This window comes from Stenotrophomonas sp. TWI700 (genome assembly GCF_039673645.1).
In the GTDB taxonomy this organism is placed as follows: domain Bacteria; phylum Pseudomonadota; class Gammaproteobacteria; order Xanthomonadales; family Xanthomonadaceae; genus Stenotrophomonas; species Stenotrophomonas maltophilia_AA.
Genome location: NZ_JBDJMB010000005.1, coordinates 19,946 through 37,119, shown reverse-complemented (window position 1 = coordinate 37,119; position 17,174 = coordinate 19,946). Strand labels below are relative to the sequence as shown.

The window sequence follows — 17,174 nt, the reverse complement described above, 5'->3', positions numbered from 1 at the left end:
GCGTCGCAAGGGCGGGTCAGCGCCCGGTCTTCACCTCGGTCCACAGCCGGGTGTAGAGCTTGTCGACCTCGGGCGTGTTGATCGAATAGGTGAACATCTTCGCCGCCACATCGGCCGGCGGGTAGATGGTCGGGTCGGTACGGATCGCTTCGTCCACCAGCGGCGTGGCCGTGGTCACCGGGTTGGCGTAATGGATGAAGTTGGTGTTGGCCGCGGCGACCTTCGGCTCCAGCAGGTAGTTGATGAAGGCATAGGCGGCCTCCGGGTGCTTGGCATCCTTGGGGATGGCCAGCATGTCGAACCACTGCGGGGCGCCTTCGCGCGGGATCGAGTAGGCCACGGTCACGCCATTGGAGGCCTCGGCCGCGCGGTCACGGGCCTGGATGATGTCACCGGACCAGCCCACCACCAGGCAGGTACCGCCGTTGGCCAGCGAGCCCACGTACTGCGAGGAGTGGAAGTTCTGCACGTACGGGCGGATGGTCTTGAGCAGCGCAGCGGCCTTTTCCAGCGTGGCCGGGTCCTGGCTGTGCGGATCTTCGCCCAGGTAATGCAGCGCGATCGGGATCATGTCCGACGGCGTATCCAGGATCGTGATCCCGCAGTCCTTCATCTTGGCGATGTTTTCGGGCTTGAAGATCAGGTCCCAGCTGTTGGCGATCTCGGTGCTGCCACCGAAGCGCTGCTTGAGCAGCTCCACGTTGTAGCCGATGCCGGTGGTGCCGATCATGTACGGCACGCCGTATTCGTTGCCCGGATCCTGCTGCGCGATGCGTTTCATCACGCTCGGATCGAGATTGGCCAGGTTCGGGATCCTGCTCTTGTCCAGCGGCAGGAACACGCCGGCCTTGATCTGGCGGCCGAAGAAGTTCAGCGTCGGCACGACCACGTCGTACCCGCTGTTGCCGGCCAGCAGCTTGGTTTCGACCATCTCGTCGCTGTCGAACACGTCATAGGTCACCTTGGTGCCGGTGGCCTTCTCGAAATTCGGGATGGTGTCTTCGGCGATGTAATCGCTGTAGTTGTAGACGTTCAGCACCTTGGCGTCGTCCTGCTTGTCACCGCCGCCACAGGCGGTCAGCACGGATACGGCAATGCCGAGGGTGAGGATTCGCAGCTTCATCGGACTCTCCACAGGTCAGGTGCGAGTTGGGGGGAACCGGCCAGACCGGCGCAACGGGTGCCAGCCTACCGGGCATGTCCCCATTTTCCCAGCACACGGCCCTCACGGCCATGCCGGATGGGGTGCATGGGGTCAGACGTTGAGCAGCAGGAACTCGCGCTCCCAGGAGCTGATCACCCGGAAGAAGGTCTCGTATTCCTTGCGCTTGACCGACACATAGGCGCGGCAGAAGCGCTCGCCGAGCATCTCGCGCAGCTCCGGGCAGCCTTCCAGCCCGTCCAGCGCCTCGCCCAGCGAGCGCGGCAGGTCGTAGCCGAGCTCCTTGGCGCTGCCGCTGATCGGCGCGGTCGGCGAGCCCTGCTCGCGGATGCCGAGCAGCCCGGCGGCCAGGGTCGCGGCGATGGCCAGGTAGGGGTTGGCGTCCGAACCGGCGAACCGGCTTTCCACCCGCATGTTCTCCGGCGTGTCCAGCGGCACCCGCAGCCCGCAGGTGCGGTTGTCGAAGCCCCAGTGCACGTTGCTGGGCGAGACTTCGCCGAACATCAGCCGGCGGTAGGAGTTGACGTTTGGCGCGAAGAACGCCATCGCGGCCGGCACGTATTTCTGCAGGCCGGCCAGGTAGTGGCCGAACAGCGGGCTGAAATCCTCACCGCCGTGCTCGCCGGTGAACACATTGCTGCCGTCGCTGATCTTCAGCAGGCTCTGGTGGATGTGCATCGCACTGCCCGGCTCGTTTTCCATCGGCTTGGCCAGGAACGTCGCATAGATGCCGTGGCGCATCGCCGATTCGCGCATGGTGCGCTTGAACAGGAACACCTGGTCGGCCAGGTCCATCGCGTTGGCGTGGGTGAAGTTGACCTCCAGCTGCGCCGCGCCGGATTCGTGGATCAGCGTGTCCACGTCCAGCTTCATCGCATCGCAGTAGTCGTACATGAGATCGAGGATCGGATCGAATTCGTTGACCGCATCGATCGAGTAGGACTGGCGCGCCGTCTCCGGTCGCCCGGAGCGGCCGGCGGGCGGCAGCAGCGGGAAGTCCGGATCGGTGTTCTTCTGGACCAGGAAGAACTCCAGCTCCGGTGCCACCACCGGGCGCAGGCCCAGTTCGGCATAGGCATTGAGGACGCGACGCAGCACGTTGCGCGGGGCCAGCTCATGCGGCTCGCCGGTCTTGGTGAAACAGTCATGGATGACCTGCGCGGTCGGATCGGTCGCCCACGGCACCATGCGGACGGTGTCCGCGTCCGGGCGCAGGATCATGTCCGAATCCGAGGGGGAGGTCAGCTCGTAGTAGTCGTCCGGGAATTCGCCGGTGACCGTGGTGGCGAAGATGCCTTCCGGCAGGCGCGTGCCGTAATCGTGGGAGAACTTGTCGGCCGGAATGATCTTGCCGCGGGCATTGCCGGTGATATCCGGCACCAGGCACTCCACCTCGGTGATCCGCCGGTCCTTGAGCCAGCGCAGCAGCGTGCTCTCCTGCGGAACAGGCTTGGGGGCGGCGGCTTTGCGCGAACGCGTTCGGGTGGTCATGACCGGTCTGCTGTAAGGGAGTTGCGGCGACAAGCATCGCCGAAGGCATGGAAAATACTGTGATAGAACCGATTGTCGGCCACCCGCCACTCCGGATGCCACTGCACCCCGAGCACGAAACGATGCGTGGTGCTGCGCGCGGCCTCGATCAGGCCGTCCTCGGCGACGGCCTCGATCTGCAGCCCCTCGGCCAAGCGATCGATGCCCTGCCCGTGCACGGAATTGACCGTTGCCGTGGGCGCGCCGGCCCAGCCGGCCAGCCAACCGCCGTCGGACAGCCGGATGTCATGTGCAGGACCATACTGCACCTCGACGGGCGCGTCCGGATCTTCACGATGATCGCTCAGCCCCGGCACCTCGTGCACACGCGGATGCAGGCTGCCGCCCAGGGCCACGTTCAACTCCTGGAAACCGCGGCAGATCGCCAGCACCGGCAGGTCGCGCGCCAGCGCCTCGTGCAGGAGCGACAGCGCGTTCGCATCACGGGCCGGATCATGGCGGTTGCCCGGCCAACTGGGCGGGCCGGCATACAGATGCGGCTCGATGTTGCTCACCGCGCCGGTCAGCAGCACGCCCTGCAGGCGATCCAGCCAATCCGCGGCCGGCAATGGCGGCTGCAGGCTGGGCAGCAGCACCGGCGTGACACCGGCCGCCTCGACCAGCGCGCGGAGGTACTTCTCACCCGCCGCCGCGAAGCGATGATGGCCCAGCATCGTGCTGTCGGTGGGCAGGCCGACCCAGGGGGGCGAGACCATGCGTCATGCTCGGATGACCTGCGGCCACGTTACCCCTGCGCGCAGACCCCGCGCAACACGCGGCCCCGCTGGCGAAGCACGACCCATCACATGCCGGCGGCAAAGGCTGCGACAGACTGCGTACTGTTCCGCGCGTCGGTTGCTGGCATCCTCTGTCCATGATTGTCGTCCTCACCTTTTTCCGCCGGTGCCCGGCGTGACCGCCGCCGGCGAAGCGCACGCGCCGAGCTGGTACGCCGACAGCGTGCCTGGCACCTCGCTGCGTGTCCCGCTGGCCGGCGACCTGAACGCCGATGTCTGCGTGCTGGGTGCCGGCTACACCGGGCTGTCCGCCGCCCTGACCCTGGCCGAGCGTGGCTATCGCGTCGTGCTGCTGGAGGCCCACCGGGTCGGCTGGGGCGCCTCCGGCCGCAACGGTGGCCAGGCCATCGTTGGCTACGGCTGCGAAGTGGATACGCTGGAGCATCTGGTCGGCGCCGAGGACGCGCGGGCGCTGTTCGCGTTTTCACGCGACGGCATGCGCCTGCTGCGCGACCGCATCGCCCGCCACCAGATCGACTGCGACTGGCGCGACGGCCACGCCAGCGTGCCGATCAAACCCCGCCAGGAGCGCATGCTGCGTGCCGGGCTGATCGATCTGGCCCAGCGCTACGACTATCCCCTGGAGTGGTGGGACCGCGCGCAGTTGCGCGGACAGCTGGACAGCCCGCGCTATCGCGGGGCCATGTTCGATCCCCACAGCGGCCACCTGCATCCGCTGGCCTATGCGCAAGGCCTGGCGCGCGCGGCCGAGGGGGCCGGGGCGGTGATCCACGAACAGTCGCCGGTGCTGCAGCTGATCCGAGGGGCGCGGCCGCAACTGCGCACCGCGCACGGCACGGTAACGGCCGACCATGTGGTGATCGCCGGCAACGCGTGGCTGGAAGGCATCGCGCCCGAGCTCGAATCGCGGATCATGCCGGTGGGCACGTATATCGGCGCCAGTACCGTGCTCGGGCAGGCGCGGGCGCAGGCGCTGATCCGCAACGACATGGCCGTGGCCGATGTCAGCTGGGCGCTGGACTATTTCCGGCTGAGCCGCGACCACCGCCTGCTGTTCGGCGGCCAGGCCAGCTATTCCGCCCTGCCCCCACCCGGGCTGCGCGGCGTCATGACCCGGCGCATGCGCTCGGTGTTCCCGCAGCTGGCCGATGTGGAGCTGGAGTACGTCTGGGGTGGCTATGTCGACATCACCCGCAACCGCGCCCCGCACTGGGGCCGGCTGACCCCGAATGTCTATTTCGCGCAGGGCTTCTCGGGCCACGGCGTGGCGGCAGCCGGGCTCGCCGGCCAGGTGCTGGCCGAGGCCATCGCCGGGCAGGCCGAGCGCCTGGACGTGTTCGAACGCATCCCGCACCGGCCCTTCCCCGGCGGGCGCATGCTGCGGACGCCGCTGCTGGTCGCGGCGATGTCCTGGTACAAGCTGCGCGATGCGTTGTGGTGAGGGCTTAAGGGGCTTTCGGCGGGGGTGGCGGGTTCGGCGGCGGTGCCGGCCGGGTGCTGCGCGGTGACGGGTTGGAGCCCTTGCGTCGATTCGACATTTTCAGCCACTCAATGTGCGTCGTGGCCGCCAAGCCGGGAATTGTGAAGATCATAAGCCCCATCATTTACTCGCGCTGCGTTGACACCCGGCATCGGAAAAATGAGACACGGCGCGGCATCTGAAAACGGGCTCTCCACATCCCGCCACATCCAGACCGAGGGGCCAGTAGACGGTATCGCAGCATCTCCCGCGCTGTGTACGTCGCGCGTCCCATAACGACGAAGCGTGGAGAATGCGTCACATCAACGCCTGCAGCGGCTGAGATTGGCACTCCTCGAGAACCGGGATTCACCTGCGTGACTGCGGCGCATTTCGAACGCGGCCCCACAGCCTGCGTGAAGGATTTCATAAAAAATGAGATATGTGTCACGCCCATGAGCGCTATGCGTGCCGCGCGCGAATCCACACCGTGTCGTCGGCACCACGGCGGATCAGTTTCGCAATTGCATAATCCGGCGGGTATAGATACCGTCCAATCTCATCGCGGGCATTGCTACACAGGGAAGTAGAAGGCACGAACAGGGGAAGCCGATGCGAGGAGAATGGTGGAAAAATGGACTTCAGTTGAACCTGCGCATCGAGCCTATCGGGCTTGTCCTTGCAGTCATCTATGCGTTTGCATGCTGGGGCGCACGCAAGCTGTCCCTCGACCAGTTCTACCTGCCTGCGGGCATACGCGTGGCCGCGCTGCTGCTTTGCCCGCCACGACTGTGGCCGTACCTGTTTCTCGGCGAATACGCCTACTTCGCCCAGATGCGTTACCCGATGGTGGAAAAGTATGGGTTGACGTGGGTCATCCTCGCCTCCGTCTCACTGATGCCAACGGTTGCAATGATCGTGCGACTGCATCGCAGGATGGTGGCCACCACCACGCAGGTCTGGTTGCTTTCAGTTGGCGCGACATCGGCCGTAGCGGTCACGTCGTTGAACCTGGTCCTGATGCACCTGCTGTGGCCGACGCCAGATGTACCGTTACTCACCGGCGCGGCGCGCTACATCGTCGGCGACTTCATCGGCATTCTGACGGTCGTCCCTCTTGCCCTGCTTTGGGCCAGTAGGCGCGCAGAACTGCCGTGGACAGGTCGCTTCCTGACACCGAGTATCGCCGCACTCGCGCTCATGATCCTGACTGGCATCGCTTCTGCGATGATTCCCGAAGAGTCGGCCACGGCCAAGAGCAGCCTGCAACTGTTGATGGCACTGCCTGCCATCGCTCTTACCTGCCTGCTTGGTTGGCGTGGGGCCGCAATAGCCGTCCCGTCACTCAATCTCATCATTGGCCTCACGACGCCAAAGCCGTATCCCCTGGCATTCGATCCGACGACATTTACGACGCAGATGGTCATGGCCGTTGCCAGTATCGCCCTGCTTCTGTTCGGCTCGCGCATTACGCACTATTACCATCGTTACCGGATCCGTGACGATGGCGAGAGAAATGCACTAAAGCTGGCCCGCAACTCACATATCGCCAGTGAAAAAGGCCTTCGCGAACGCGCGCTCCACATCAGGAAGCTCGGCGACGGCATTGAGGTATCGCTTAGAGAAGTGGTGAACTGGCTGAAACTGCAGGGCCACCATGAAATAGCAAGCGGACTGTTGAACACTGCAGCGGTGCATTCACATCAGTTCCGTACCCAGGCAAGCATGGTCTATCCCACCACATTGGATCATCTGGGTCTCTACGTTGCCCTGCAGGCCGGCGGCGTACGAGAATCCTGGGACCAGAGCAACCGGATGACGCGACCTCGCCTGGAAGGCGATCCCTGCATGTTGAGTACAGGACTGCAACTGGCTGCCTATCGGGCACTCACTGAGGCGGTGTCCCTGCTTTTGGAACATGAGTTCGGACAGATAGTGGTTCGTGCGCGCTGCGGGCGTTTCGGGTCGCGGCGGGGAATCCTGATTGTGGTGGCACTGCTTGATTCGGTGCAGCCGTTGTCCGGGACAACTGTCGCCATGGTGGATGAGCATCTGGCGGGCCTGCCTCTCGCTTACGGCGGCTTCGTACAGTGCCGCCGCAATCGGGTCAGGATAGTACTCGCGGAGACCGCCGCGCGGTCGTCCGCCAAAGCGACGAACATGCCCCCACAGACGTGGGTAAGGGAAAGTACTCGACCAGGACAATAGGTCCGTTCGACACCTACCAAGGTGCATTGAGGTGCTGCCCCCTGGGCGGCAGCACCTCAACGCTGGCTGTCTATCAGAATGCTAGGGCTGCTGGTCTACGACCTCGACGGACCACACAGCATCGGCACCGCGTCCATACAGGACCAGCGAGAAGTGGGGGCCTCGATAGATTTCGGTCCTCGCTGCATTTGCCGGGAGTTGTACGCGTTGCAGTGGCAACGACACACTCGCCGAGCTTTCGCCAGCGGGCAAGGTCCAGAATGCATCATCCACATTTCCGATGATCACCTGCACACGTCCCAACAGATCATTTACCTGGAAGTACGAGATTCCATCGCGCTGGAACCCATACAGGCGCCACTGCGGATCCTGACTCAGATTGACAGCTGTCGGCTGCGCCCTGCCCAGACCACTTTTTGCAAGATGAGTCCCGTGACCATCTGACTGCGCCATCCCGACCATCGGAACCGACGCGAGAATTACGATACCCACAACACCAACAATCCTTGGAATGCGCACATTTACCTCCTGATTAAAACGTTGAGGGGAACTTCGGCGATAGTAACGGCAAGCGGGCATCCATCGATCAACGGAAGCCGGCCGAGCGGCCGGTACAGTACGACGCCCACCGGGCAACCAGGCCGAGGCTGCGACGTTACGCAGCACCCCTGCCCCTAAAGTTGCGTGTGAAACCGCCGCTATCTGTCCCGACCCACTCGGAACCGAGCGTACGCCTCATGCCGGCACTGTTGCAGGGCGCTGTTCTCAGCGACCCCGGTGATGCCCTGCCCCAGCGGATCCTGCTGGTGGAAAACTCGCGCACGTTCACCAGCATGCTGCGCGAGGCGATCGAGCAGCGGCTGGAGCTGCCGGTCTCGGTGGCGACCAGCCTGGCCGAAGCCGGGCGGCTGCTCGATGAGGAACAGGGCTGGTTCCTGGTCCTGACCGGGCTGGTCCTGGCCGATGGCGACCGCGACACCGTGGTCGATTACTTCCTGTCGCGCGGGCTGCCCACGGTGGTGGTCAGCGGCGTCTACGACGAAGACCTGCGCAAGCGCGTACTGCAGCAGCAGATCATCGATTACGTACTCAAGAACACGCCCGGCAGCATCGACTACCTGGTGTGGCTGGTGCAGCGGCTGGAGCGCAACCGCCGCATCGCCGCCCTGGTGGTGGACGACTCGATGTCGGCGCGGATGTACGCCGCCTCGCTGCTGCGCATGTACGGACACGACGTCTACGAGGCCGCCGACGGTGCCGAGGGGCTCAAGGCGATCGAGGCCCATCCGGCGATCCGGCTGGCCGTGGTCGACCAGGAAATGCCCGGCATGGAGGGCGTGGAGTTCACCCGACGCCTGCGCACGATGCGCTCGCGCGACAAACTGGCGGTGATCGGCATTTCCGGCAACACCGATCCATCGCTGATCCCGCGTTTCCTCAAGAACGGCGCCAACGACTTCCTGCGCAAGCCCTTCTCGCGCGAAGAGTTCTTCTGCCGCGTCTCGCAGAACGTGGATCAGCTCGAGCTGATCGGCACCCTGCAGGACCTGGCCACCCGTGATTTCCTGACCGGCCTGCCCAACCGCCGGTGTTTCCTGGAGCAGAGCCAGCGCCAGCTGCCGCAGCTGCACCTGGACGGTGAACAGGTCGCGGTGGCGATGATCGACATCGACCACTTCAAGCACATCAACGATACCCATGGGCATGAGGCCGGTGACGATGCGCTGCGCGCGGTCGCCGCGGCGGTCGGCCAGCACGCCCGCCAGGACGATCTGGTCGCGCGCTTCGGTGGCGAGGAGTTCTGCCTGCTGGTGCCGGGCCTGGACCAGGAGGCGGCGCTGGTCTACTTCGAGGAACTGCGACAGACGATCGCCGCGCTGGAGGTCGACCTGGGCCATACCACCCTGCGCATGACGGTCAGCATCGGGCTGTGCTGCCTTCGCCCGCACCGCGATTCGCTGCACCGGCTGATCTCCGAGGCCGATCGGCAGCTGTACCTGGCCAAGGCGGGGGGCCGCAACCGGGTCCACTGCGCCACGGTGGCCACCGGCCCACACCAGCGCGAGCCTGCCCTGGCGCCTTGATCGAGATCAACGCGGCGCCGACCGCGACTGCCTAGAGTCGCCCCCAGTTGAACATCGCGGGGAACGCACCATGGCACTTCTGGTCTGGCAGGACGATCTGAACATCGGCATCGATGTCATCGATCACCAGCACATGCGCATCGTGGAGATGCTCAACCACCTGCACGTCGCCCAGAAGAGTCTGGAGCGGCTGGCAGTGGCCGAAGTGATCGACGAGCTGGTGGACTACACGATGTCCCACTTCGCTTTCGAAGAAGAGCTGATGGAGGAAGCCGGCTACCCGTTCTGCGCGGCGCACAAGCGCGTGCATGAAATCTTCGGCAAGCGCGTGGGCGAGTACCGGCTGCGCTTCCAGGCCGGCGAAGACGTCACCGAAGAGCTGCGCACGATGCTGTCGCGCTGGCTGTTCAACCACATCCGTGGCGATGACAAGGCCTACGCGCCGCAGGTCAAGCAGCACCTCAACCAGTTCGCGCGCGACCACCAGCAGGGCAGCTGGCTGGGCCGCACGCTGAAGCGCTTCTTCCGCTGATCAGCGCCCGCGCCGGCCCATCGCCAGCAGCGCCACGATGGTGATCAGCGCGGTCACGCACAGGTAGTAACCCACCGCCACCAGCCCGTAGCGTTCGGCCAGCCAGGTGGCCACGTACGGCGCCGGTGCGGCACCGAGGATGCCGGCCAGGTTGAACGACAAGGACGCGCCGGTATAGCGCACCTGGACCGGATAGATCTCGGCCAGGAAGGTGCCGCAGGGCCCATACGTCAGCCCCATCAGGAACAGGCCCAGCGCCAGGAAGCCCAGCACCAGCCACGGGCTGCCCGCCTGGAACAGCGGCGCGAACACCACGCCGAAGGCGAGGATCAGGCCACTGGCGACGATCATGGTGCGGCGCGTGCCCCAGCGGTCGCCGTACAGCGCGGAAATCGGAATGCCCGCCGCGAAGAACAGGATGCCGACCATCTGCAGCAGCAGGAACTGCTCACGCGAATACCCCAGCACGGTGGTGCCATGGCCCAGCGTGAACACCGTCATCAGGTAGAACAGCACGAAGGTGGCGAATGCCCCCAGGGTGCCCAGCACCAGGGTCAGCGGATGCTCGCGCAGCACGGTCAACATCGGCAGCTTGACCCGTTCGTTGCGGTCCAGCGCGGCCTGGAACTGCGGGGTCTCGTGGATGTTCAGGCGTACCCACAGGCCGATGCCGACCAGCAGCGAGCTGGCCAGGAACGGCACGCGCCACCCCCACTGCAGGAACTCGGCCTCGCTCATCGCGCGCCCCAGCAGCAGGAAGATGCCGGCCGAGAGCAGGAAGCCCAGCGGCGCGCCCAGCTGCGGGAACATGCCGTACCAGGCCCGTTTGCCGGGCGGTGCGTTCTCGGTGGCCAGCAGCACCGCGCCGCCCCACTCCCCGCCCAGCCCCAGGCCCTGGCCGAACCGGCACAGCGCCAGCAGCGCCGGCGCCACCAGACCGATGCTGGCATGCGTGGGCAGCAGACCGATCGCCACGGTCGAGATGCCCATCGTGAGCAGCGCCGCCACCAGGGTGGCCTTGCGCCCGATGCGGTCGCCATAGTGGCCGAACACCGCCGAGCCGACTGGCCGCGCGATGAACGCGACGGCGAAGGTCGCCAGCGACTGCAGCATCGCCGCCCCGTCGCTGCTCTCCGGGAAGAACAGGTGCGGGAACACCAGCACCGCCGCCGTGGCGTAAATGTAGAAATCGAAGAACTCGATGGTGGTGCCGATCAGGCTCGCCAGCAGGATGCGGCGGGGGGAGTTCACGACAGGGGCGACAGCAGGTGTGGACATCGGGTACGCAGGAATAGGCAGCTGCCGGATTCTGCCACGCCGACCCCGGGCCTGCCGCGATGGTTGCAGACGAGACTGTCAGGCTGTGACCGGGTCGGCGACCTGCGCATCGGGCAGGAACTTCCCCTGCACCGCCCGGTCTCACCGCGCTCACCCCACCAGGACGGTCCCGGATGTCTGCTTCAAGGAAGAGTGCCATCGCCTCGCGCTGGACACAGCCCGCCGCCATCGGCGTGGTAATCGTGGTGCACGGACTGATGCTGGGCGTGCTGCTGCGTTCACCGGCCCCCAGTGTTGCCGCTGATGAAGCGCGCCTGGCGCTGTACTGGTTGCCGAAGCCGTTGCCTGCACCGGTTCCCCCGCGCTCGACGGCCCCCCTGCCCTCCCCGGCGCAGGCCGCGGCATCGCGGCGCCTGCCTGCGCCCGTCGCGACCACACCAACCCCCGCATCGCACGCCGCCGTGGATCCACTGGCCCTGCCCATGCCGCTGGACCTGAGCGTGCCGTCGTCGCTGACCGGCAGCGGCATCGACGCCGCGTCACTGGTGCCGCGCGTGCTGGGCAACCGGGATATCCACCCGGCGTTCCAGCCCCGGCACGAGCGCTTCCGCATGAAGGCCGGCATGACGCCGGAGCAGATCGTACAGGGCATCTTCCAGCTGATCGGTGCCTGGCCGCCGGGCTACATGGTGGACCAGTGCGGACTCACCCGGCAGCAGATCGATTACCTGGGCAACGCCGTGGACGAAAGGGATCGCGACCTGCTGCGCGAGTCGCTGATCGGCCACAGCCAGGACTGCTGAGGTGCCTCATCCGCCCAGATGGATCCAGGTCGCCTTGAGCTCGGTGTATTTGTCGAAGGCGTGCAGGGATTTGTCGCGGCCGATGCCGGACTGCTTGTAGCCACCGAACGGCGCGGTCATGTCGCCGCCGTCCCATTGGTTGACCCAGACACTGCCCGCACGCAGCCCGCGGGCCACGCGGTGCGCACGCCCCAGGTCGCGCGTCCACACACCGGCGGCCAGGCCGTAGACCGAGTCGTTCGCCAGGCGCAACGCGTCCTCTTCGTGATCGAAGGTCAGCACCGACAGCACCGGCCCGAAGATTTCCTCGCGGGCGATGGTGTGCTGCGGATCGACGTCATCGAATACCGTCGGCTCCACATAGCTGCCGCCAGGCACCACCTCGCGCCGTTTGCCGCCCAGCAGCAGGCGCGCGCCCTCGGCCTCGCCGCGTGCCACGTAGTCCAGCACGCGGCCCGCGTGGGCCTCATCGACCAGGGCACCCATCGCAGCGTCCGGCTCGAACGGATGCTGCGGCTGCATGTGCCGGCCCTGTGCGAGCACCCGCGCCACGAAGGCATCCTTGATCGAGCGCTGGACCAGCAGGCGCGAGCCTGCCGTGCACACCTCGCCCTGGTTGTAGAAGATGGCGGTGGCGGCCGCCTGCGCGGCCCTGTCCAGATCCGGCGCGTCGGCGAACACCAGGTTCGGGCTCTTGCCACCGCACTCCAGCCAGGTGCGCTTGAGATTCGATTTACCCGCGCACTGCAGCAACCGGCGACCGACAGCGGTGGAGCCGGTGAAGGCCAGCGCATCCACGTCCATGTGCAGCGCCAGCGGTTCGCCGGTGCGCTCGCCATGGCCCGGCAGCACATTGAACACGCCATCGGGCACGCCGGCTTCGGCGACCAGTGCGGCGAGGCGGATCGCGCTCAACGGCGACCGTTCGGACGGTTTGAGCACGATCGAGTTACCCGCCGCCAGGGCGGGCGCGATCTTCCACGCCGCCATCAGCAGCGGGAAATTCCACGGCACGATCACCGCCACCACGCCGACCGGCTCGCGGGTGATCAGGCCCAGCGTGTCCAGCGCCGTGGGGGCGACCTCGCCGTACACCTTGTCGACCGCCTCGGCCGTCCAGCGCAGGCAGCGCAGCACCCCGGCCAGGTCGCCCTGGCGCGCGTCGCGCACCGGCTTGCCCATGTCGAGGGTTTCCAGCAACGCGAGTTCGTCGGCGTGCCGTTCAACGAGATCGGCCAGCCGCAGCAGCACCTGCTTGCGGTGCGACGGTGCGGCCCGCGACCAGTCCCCTGCGTCGAAACTGCGCCGCGCCGCCGCGACCGCACGGTCGACATCCACGGTATCGGCGTCGGCCACCTGCACCAGCACGCGGCCGTCGATCGGGCTGATGCAGTCGTAGCGCGCGCCGCTGGCGGCATCGACATACCGCCCATCGATGAAGGCCTGCCCCTGGAAGGCCAGTGCATCGGCCTGGCGCTGCCAGTCGTCACGGGTGCGTGCGGTGGTCATGGGCGTCATCCTCGCGGTGTCATTCGGGTAAGGCGGTTATACCCGCCGCCGTCACGGGATGACGTGAGGCGGGTGCGATAAAGTCGTGACCATCGCGCCCCTGCGGAGTGCCTCATGCCTCGTCCCGAATCGTCGTTGTCGACCCTGGCCAGCCAAGCGCCTGCGGACCTGGACGCGTACTGGATGCCGTTCACCGCCAACCGCCAGTTCAAGGCCTCCCCGCGCCTGCTGGTCCGCGCCGAGGGCATGTACTACCACGACGTCGACGACCGCGCGATCCTGGATGGCGCGGCGGGACTGTGGTGCTGCAACGCGGGGCATGCGCGACCGCGGATCGTGCAGGCGATCCAGCAGCAGGCCGCCACGCTGGATTTCGCGCCGCCCTTCCAGATGGGCTCGCCGCTGCCCTTCGTGCTGGCCCAGCGCTTGGCCGCGCTGGCGCCGGGCAGCTTGAACCATGCCTTCTTCACCAATTCCGGTTCCGAAGCAGTCGACACCGCGATGAAGATCGCGCTGGCCTACCATCGCCTGCGCGGCGAGGGCCACCGCACCCGCTTCATCGGCCGCGAGAAGGCGTATCACGGCGTCGGCTTCGGCGGCCTGTCGATCGGCGGCCTGCCCAACAACCGCAAGAGCTTCGGGCCGTTGCTGGCGGGCAGCGATTTCCTGCGTCACACGCTCGATCTGCAGCGCAATGCCTTCAGTGCCGGCCTGCCGCGCCACGGCGCCGAGCTGGCCGAGGACCTGGAGCGGCTGATCGCTCTGCACGATGCGTCCACCATCGCGGCGGTGTTCGTCGAGCCGATCGCCGGCTCGGCCGGCGTGATCCTGCCGGCGCCGGGCTACCTGCAGCGCCTGCGCGAGATCTGCGACCAGCACGGCATCCTGCTGGTGTTCGATGAGGTCATCACCGGCTTCGGCCGGGTCGGCAACGCCTTCGCCGCGCAGCGCTTCGGGGTCACCCCGGATCTGCTGACCCTGGCCAAGGGCCTGACCAACGGCGCAGTGCCGATGGGGGCGGTGCTGGCCAGCGATGCGATCCACGGTGCGTTCATGCAGGGTCCGCCGGCCGCGATCGAGTTCTTCCATGGCTATACGTATTCCGGTCATCCGCTGGCCTGTGCGGCCGCCCTGGCTGCCCTGGATACCTACGCCGACGAGCATCTGTTCGAGCGTGCCCTCGAGCTGGGCGACTACTGGCAGGAACGGCTGCACAGCCTGCGCGGGCTGCCGCATGTGATCGACATCCGCAACTTCGGGCTGATCGGCGCGGTCGAGCTGATGCCCCGCAAGAATGCCCCGGGCGCCCGCGGCTACGAGGTGTTCGAGCGCTGCTTCCGCGACGGCCAGCTGCTGGTGCGGTGCACCGGCGATGTGATCGCACTGTCGCCGCCGCTGATCCTGGAGCGCAGCCACATCGACCGGATCGTGGACGTGCTGGGCGAGATGATCCGCGCCACCGGCTGAGCCTGAATCCGTCGGCGACGACGGCGGCCGCCGCGATCCTTACAATGGTCGGTCACGTTTCGCTCGCGTACCGGATTGCATGGACATTGTCGTCAAAGAAGAACTCAAGGCCTACATCGACCCGCTGACCCCGGACGAGCACGACGCCCTGGAGCGCAGCATCCTCGCCGAGGGCTGCCGCGATGCGCTGGTGCTGTGGGGGGAGGTGCTGGTGGACGGCCACAACCGCTACGGCATCTGCCAGAAACACGGCCTGCCGTTCCAGACGATCCAGAACACCCGGTTCCAATCGATGGACGACGTCCACCTGTGGATGATCGAACAGCACCTGGGCCGCCGCAGCGTCTCCGATTTCCAGCGCGGCGTGCTGGCGCTGCGCAAGCGCGACATCCTGGCCGAGCGTCATCGCGCCGACCAGGCCCAGCTGCAGAAGGAAAGCGACGGCGAGATCAGCGGCCCGGCCGATGCCGGTGACGAGGACAGCCCGCCATGGGCCGCCGCGCCGAAGGTCAGCCGCGCCGACATGGCCCGCGAAGCGCGCCTGAGCAGCAGCCAGGTGACGATGATCGAACGCATCCACAAGCAGGCCGCGCCGGAGCTGGTGGAAGCAGTCAAGACCGGGGTGATCTCGATCAGCGCCGCGGCCGCCGTGGCCGACCTGCCCGAAGACGAACAGCGCGCCGCGGCCGCCGCCGGCAAGGACGAACTCAAGCAGGCCGCCAAGCGCGTGCGCGAGTCCAAGCGCAAGCCGCGCAAGCCGGCCCAGGAGGTGCTGCACAGCGCCGATGGCGACGCCGAGGTCGACCCCAGCCGCGCCGCCGAGATCGCCGATGCGCTCAACGCGCTGGGCGAAGGCCCGGGCGAACTGCGCCAGCGCATCATCGCGCTGACCCTGGAGAACGACACCCTGCGCCAGCAGCTGGCCGCGCTGCGAAAGCAGGTTGCGGACGTCTGAGGTAGTGCCGGCCGCGGGCCGGCAACGCGATTGACCTTCGGATGGGGGGGGCAGGTTGCCGGCCAGCGGCCGGCACTACCTCGCCATCATCCTGCGGTCGTTAGACTGCCGGGATGACGCCGATCTCCCCGCCCGACCCGCGCCGCGCCCAGCTGCGCCGCCTCAAACTGATCGCCTTGGCCATGCTGGTGGCGATGCTGGCCGGATTCGCGGTCAGCCACTGGCACGGCGAACGCGGCATCTGGGCCTGGGTCTCGGCCTTCTGCGAAGCCGCTGCGGTCGGCGCGCTGGCCGACTGGTTCGCGGTGGTCGCGCTGTTCCGGCGGCCGCTTGGCTTGCCGATCCCGCATACCGCCATCATCCCGCGCAGCAAGGACCGCATTGCCGACAGCCTGGCGTTGTTCGTGCGCGACCAGTTCCTGGAACCGCAGGCGCTGCTGGCGAGGCTGCAGGTGTTCGATCCGGCCAGCCGCCTCGGCAGCTGGCTCGCCGAACCCGCACGCGCCCGCATGCTGGCCGACATGGCGCGCGGCTGGGCGCTGCAGGCGCTGGATTTCCTCGATGAGGCCGCGGTCCGGCGCAGCATCCAGGGCTTCGTGATCCAGCAGCTGCGCCAGTGGAACGCGGCCGCCACCGCCGGTGAACTGCTCGGCCTGCTGACCGCCGACAACCGCCACCAGCGCGTGCTGGATGAAGGCCTGACCCGGATCAGCGAGTGGCTGGGCAACGAGAAGGTCAAAGACCGCGCCTCCACGCTGATCGTGGGCTACATCCAGCGCGAGTGGCCCAAGCTGGCCAGCACGGTCAACTGGGTCAAACCGATCGACGAGATCGGTGACACCCTGGCCGAGCGACTGGCGCACGCGGTGCTGGAAGAACTGCAGCAGATTCTGGCCCAGCCCGAGCATCCGCTGCGCCGCGATTACGAAACCTGGCTGAGCGACTACATCCAGCGCCTGCGCGAAGACCCGGCCCTGGCCGAGAAAGTGGAGCAGCTCAAGCAGCAGGTGATCGACCACCCGGCCGTGCAGGAGTACGTGCAGGGCCTGTGGGCGCGCATCCACGCCAGCCTGCGTGCCGACCTGGCCAGCGAGGACTCTGCGCTCGCCGGCCATCTGCGCCGCAGCCTGGCCTCCGTGGGTGAGGCGCTGCAGGCCGACCCTTCGCTGCGCGAGGCGCTCAACCAGCACCTGATGGACGGTGCCGAGCGCCTGACCACCCGGCTGCGCAGCGGCGTGACCGAGCACATCGCGCAGACGGTCAAGAGCTGGGACGAACGCCACCTGGTCGAGCAGCTGGAACTGAGCGTTGGCCGCGACCTGCAGTTCATCCGCTTCAACGGCACCCTGGTGGGTGGTCTGATCGGCGTGATCCTGCACGCGCTGACGGTGTGGTTCCACTGGTAGCCCGACCCGCGTCGGGCCTGCCG

At 66.9% G+C, this 17,174-nt stretch carries 13 protein-coding genes; 8 read left to right on the top strand and 5 right to left on the bottom strand.

Features of this window, described 5'->3' with window-relative positions; genetic code table 11:
* Nucleotides 1-16: 16 nt before the first annotated feature.
* The 3 genes from ABE473_RS05785 to ABE473_RS05775 form a co-directional block, all read right to left on the bottom strand.
* The gene (locus tag ABE473_RS05785; RefSeq protein WP_102789220.1) at nt 17-1,123 is read right to left on the bottom strand and encodes a polyamine ABC transporter substrate-binding protein; all 1,107 of its coding nucleotides are present in this window, start codon (nt 1,121-1,123) and stop codon (nt 17-19) included.
* Between the two features lie 132 nt (nt 1,124-1,255).
* A complete protein-coding gene (locus tag ABE473_RS05780; protein ID WP_176989561.1) occupies nt 1,256-2,653 on the bottom strand; it encodes a glutamine synthetase family protein in 1,398 nt (465 codons plus the stop codon).
* Complete coding sequence (locus tag ABE473_RS05775; RefSeq protein ID WP_346488790.1) at nt 2,650-3,408, bottom strand: gamma-glutamyl-gamma-aminobutyrate hydrolase family protein; 759 nt, start codon at nt 3,406-3,408, stop codon at nt 2,650-2,652. Before ABE473_RS05775 ends, ABE473_RS05780 begins: the two co-directional genes overlap by 4 nt.
* Nucleotides 3,409-3,652: 244 nt before the next feature.
* Here ABE473_RS05775 and ABE473_RS05770 point away from each other — a divergent pair, with 244 nt between their 5' ends.
* The 4 genes from ABE473_RS05770 (at nt 3,653) to ABE473_RS05755 (ending at nt 9,733) form a co-directional block, all read left to right on the top strand.
* A complete protein-coding gene (locus ABE473_RS05770) occupies nt 3,653-4,891 on the top strand; it encodes an FAD-binding oxidoreductase (RefSeq protein WP_346488887.1) in 1,239 nt (412 codons plus the stop codon).
* Nucleotides 4,892-5,554: 663 nt separating this feature from the next.
* Entirely contained in the window at nt 5,555-7,117 is a 1,563-nt protein-coding gene (locus ABE473_RS05765) for an MASE1 domain-containing protein (RefSeq protein ID WP_346488789.1), read from the top strand.
* 737 nt (nt 7,118-7,854) lie between these two features.
* Nucleotides 7,855-9,201 (top strand): diguanylate cyclase, encoded by a 1,347-nt coding sequence (locus tag ABE473_RS05760; protein WP_346488788.1) that lies wholly within the window; start codon nt 7,855-7,857, stop codon nt 9,199-9,201.
* A 70-nt stretch (nt 9,202-9,271) separates the two neighbouring features.
* Nucleotides 9,272-9,733: a bacteriohemerythrin gene (locus tag ABE473_RS05755; RefSeq protein WP_346478557.1), complete on the top strand. Its 462-nt coding sequence runs from the start codon at nt 9,272-9,274 to the stop codon at nt 9,731-9,733.
* Here the strand turns inward: ABE473_RS05755 and ABE473_RS05750 are convergent, their stop codons facing one another.
* Entirely contained in the window at nt 9,734-11,011 is a 1,278-nt protein-coding gene (locus tag ABE473_RS05750) for an MFS transporter (RefSeq protein WP_346488787.1), read from the bottom strand. It abuts the gene before it with no gap.
* A gap of 173 nt (nt 11,012-11,184) precedes the next feature.
* Between ABE473_RS05750 and ABE473_RS05745 the strand changes: the two genes are divergently transcribed.
* Nucleotides 11,185-11,814 (top strand): hypothetical protein, encoded by a 630-nt coding sequence (locus tag ABE473_RS05745; protein WP_346488786.1) that lies wholly within the window; start codon nt 11,185-11,187, stop codon nt 11,812-11,814.
* Between the two features lie 6 nt (nt 11,815-11,820).
* Here the strand turns inward: ABE473_RS05745 and ABE473_RS05740 are convergent, their stop codons facing one another.
* Nucleotides 11,821-13,323, bottom strand: a complete 1,503-nt coding sequence (locus tag ABE473_RS05740; protein WP_346488785.1) for an aldehyde dehydrogenase — start codon at nt 13,321-13,323, stop codon at nt 11,821-11,823.
* Between the two features lie 114 nt (nt 13,324-13,437).
* Here ABE473_RS05740 and ABE473_RS05735 point away from each other — a divergent pair, with 114 nt between their 5' ends.
* From ABE473_RS05735 to ABE473_RS05725, 3 genes are all read left to right on the top strand, one after another.
* Entirely contained in the window at nt 13,438-14,790 is a 1,353-nt protein-coding gene (locus ABE473_RS05735) for an aspartate aminotransferase family protein (protein ID WP_346488784.1), read from the top strand.
* A 79-nt stretch (nt 14,791-14,869) separates the two neighbouring features.
* The gene (locus ABE473_RS05730; protein WP_346488783.1) at nt 14,870-15,745 is read left to right on the top strand and encodes a plasmid replication/partition related protein; all 876 of its coding nucleotides are present in this window, start codon (nt 14,870-14,872) and stop codon (nt 15,743-15,745) included.
* Nucleotides 15,746-15,858: 113 nt separating this feature from the next.
* Nucleotides 15,859-17,151 (top strand): DUF445 family protein, encoded by a 1,293-nt coding sequence (locus ABE473_RS05725; protein WP_179459321.1) that lies wholly within the window; start codon nt 15,859-15,861, stop codon nt 17,149-17,151.
* The last annotated feature ends 23 nt before the right edge of the window (nt 17,152-17,174 follow it).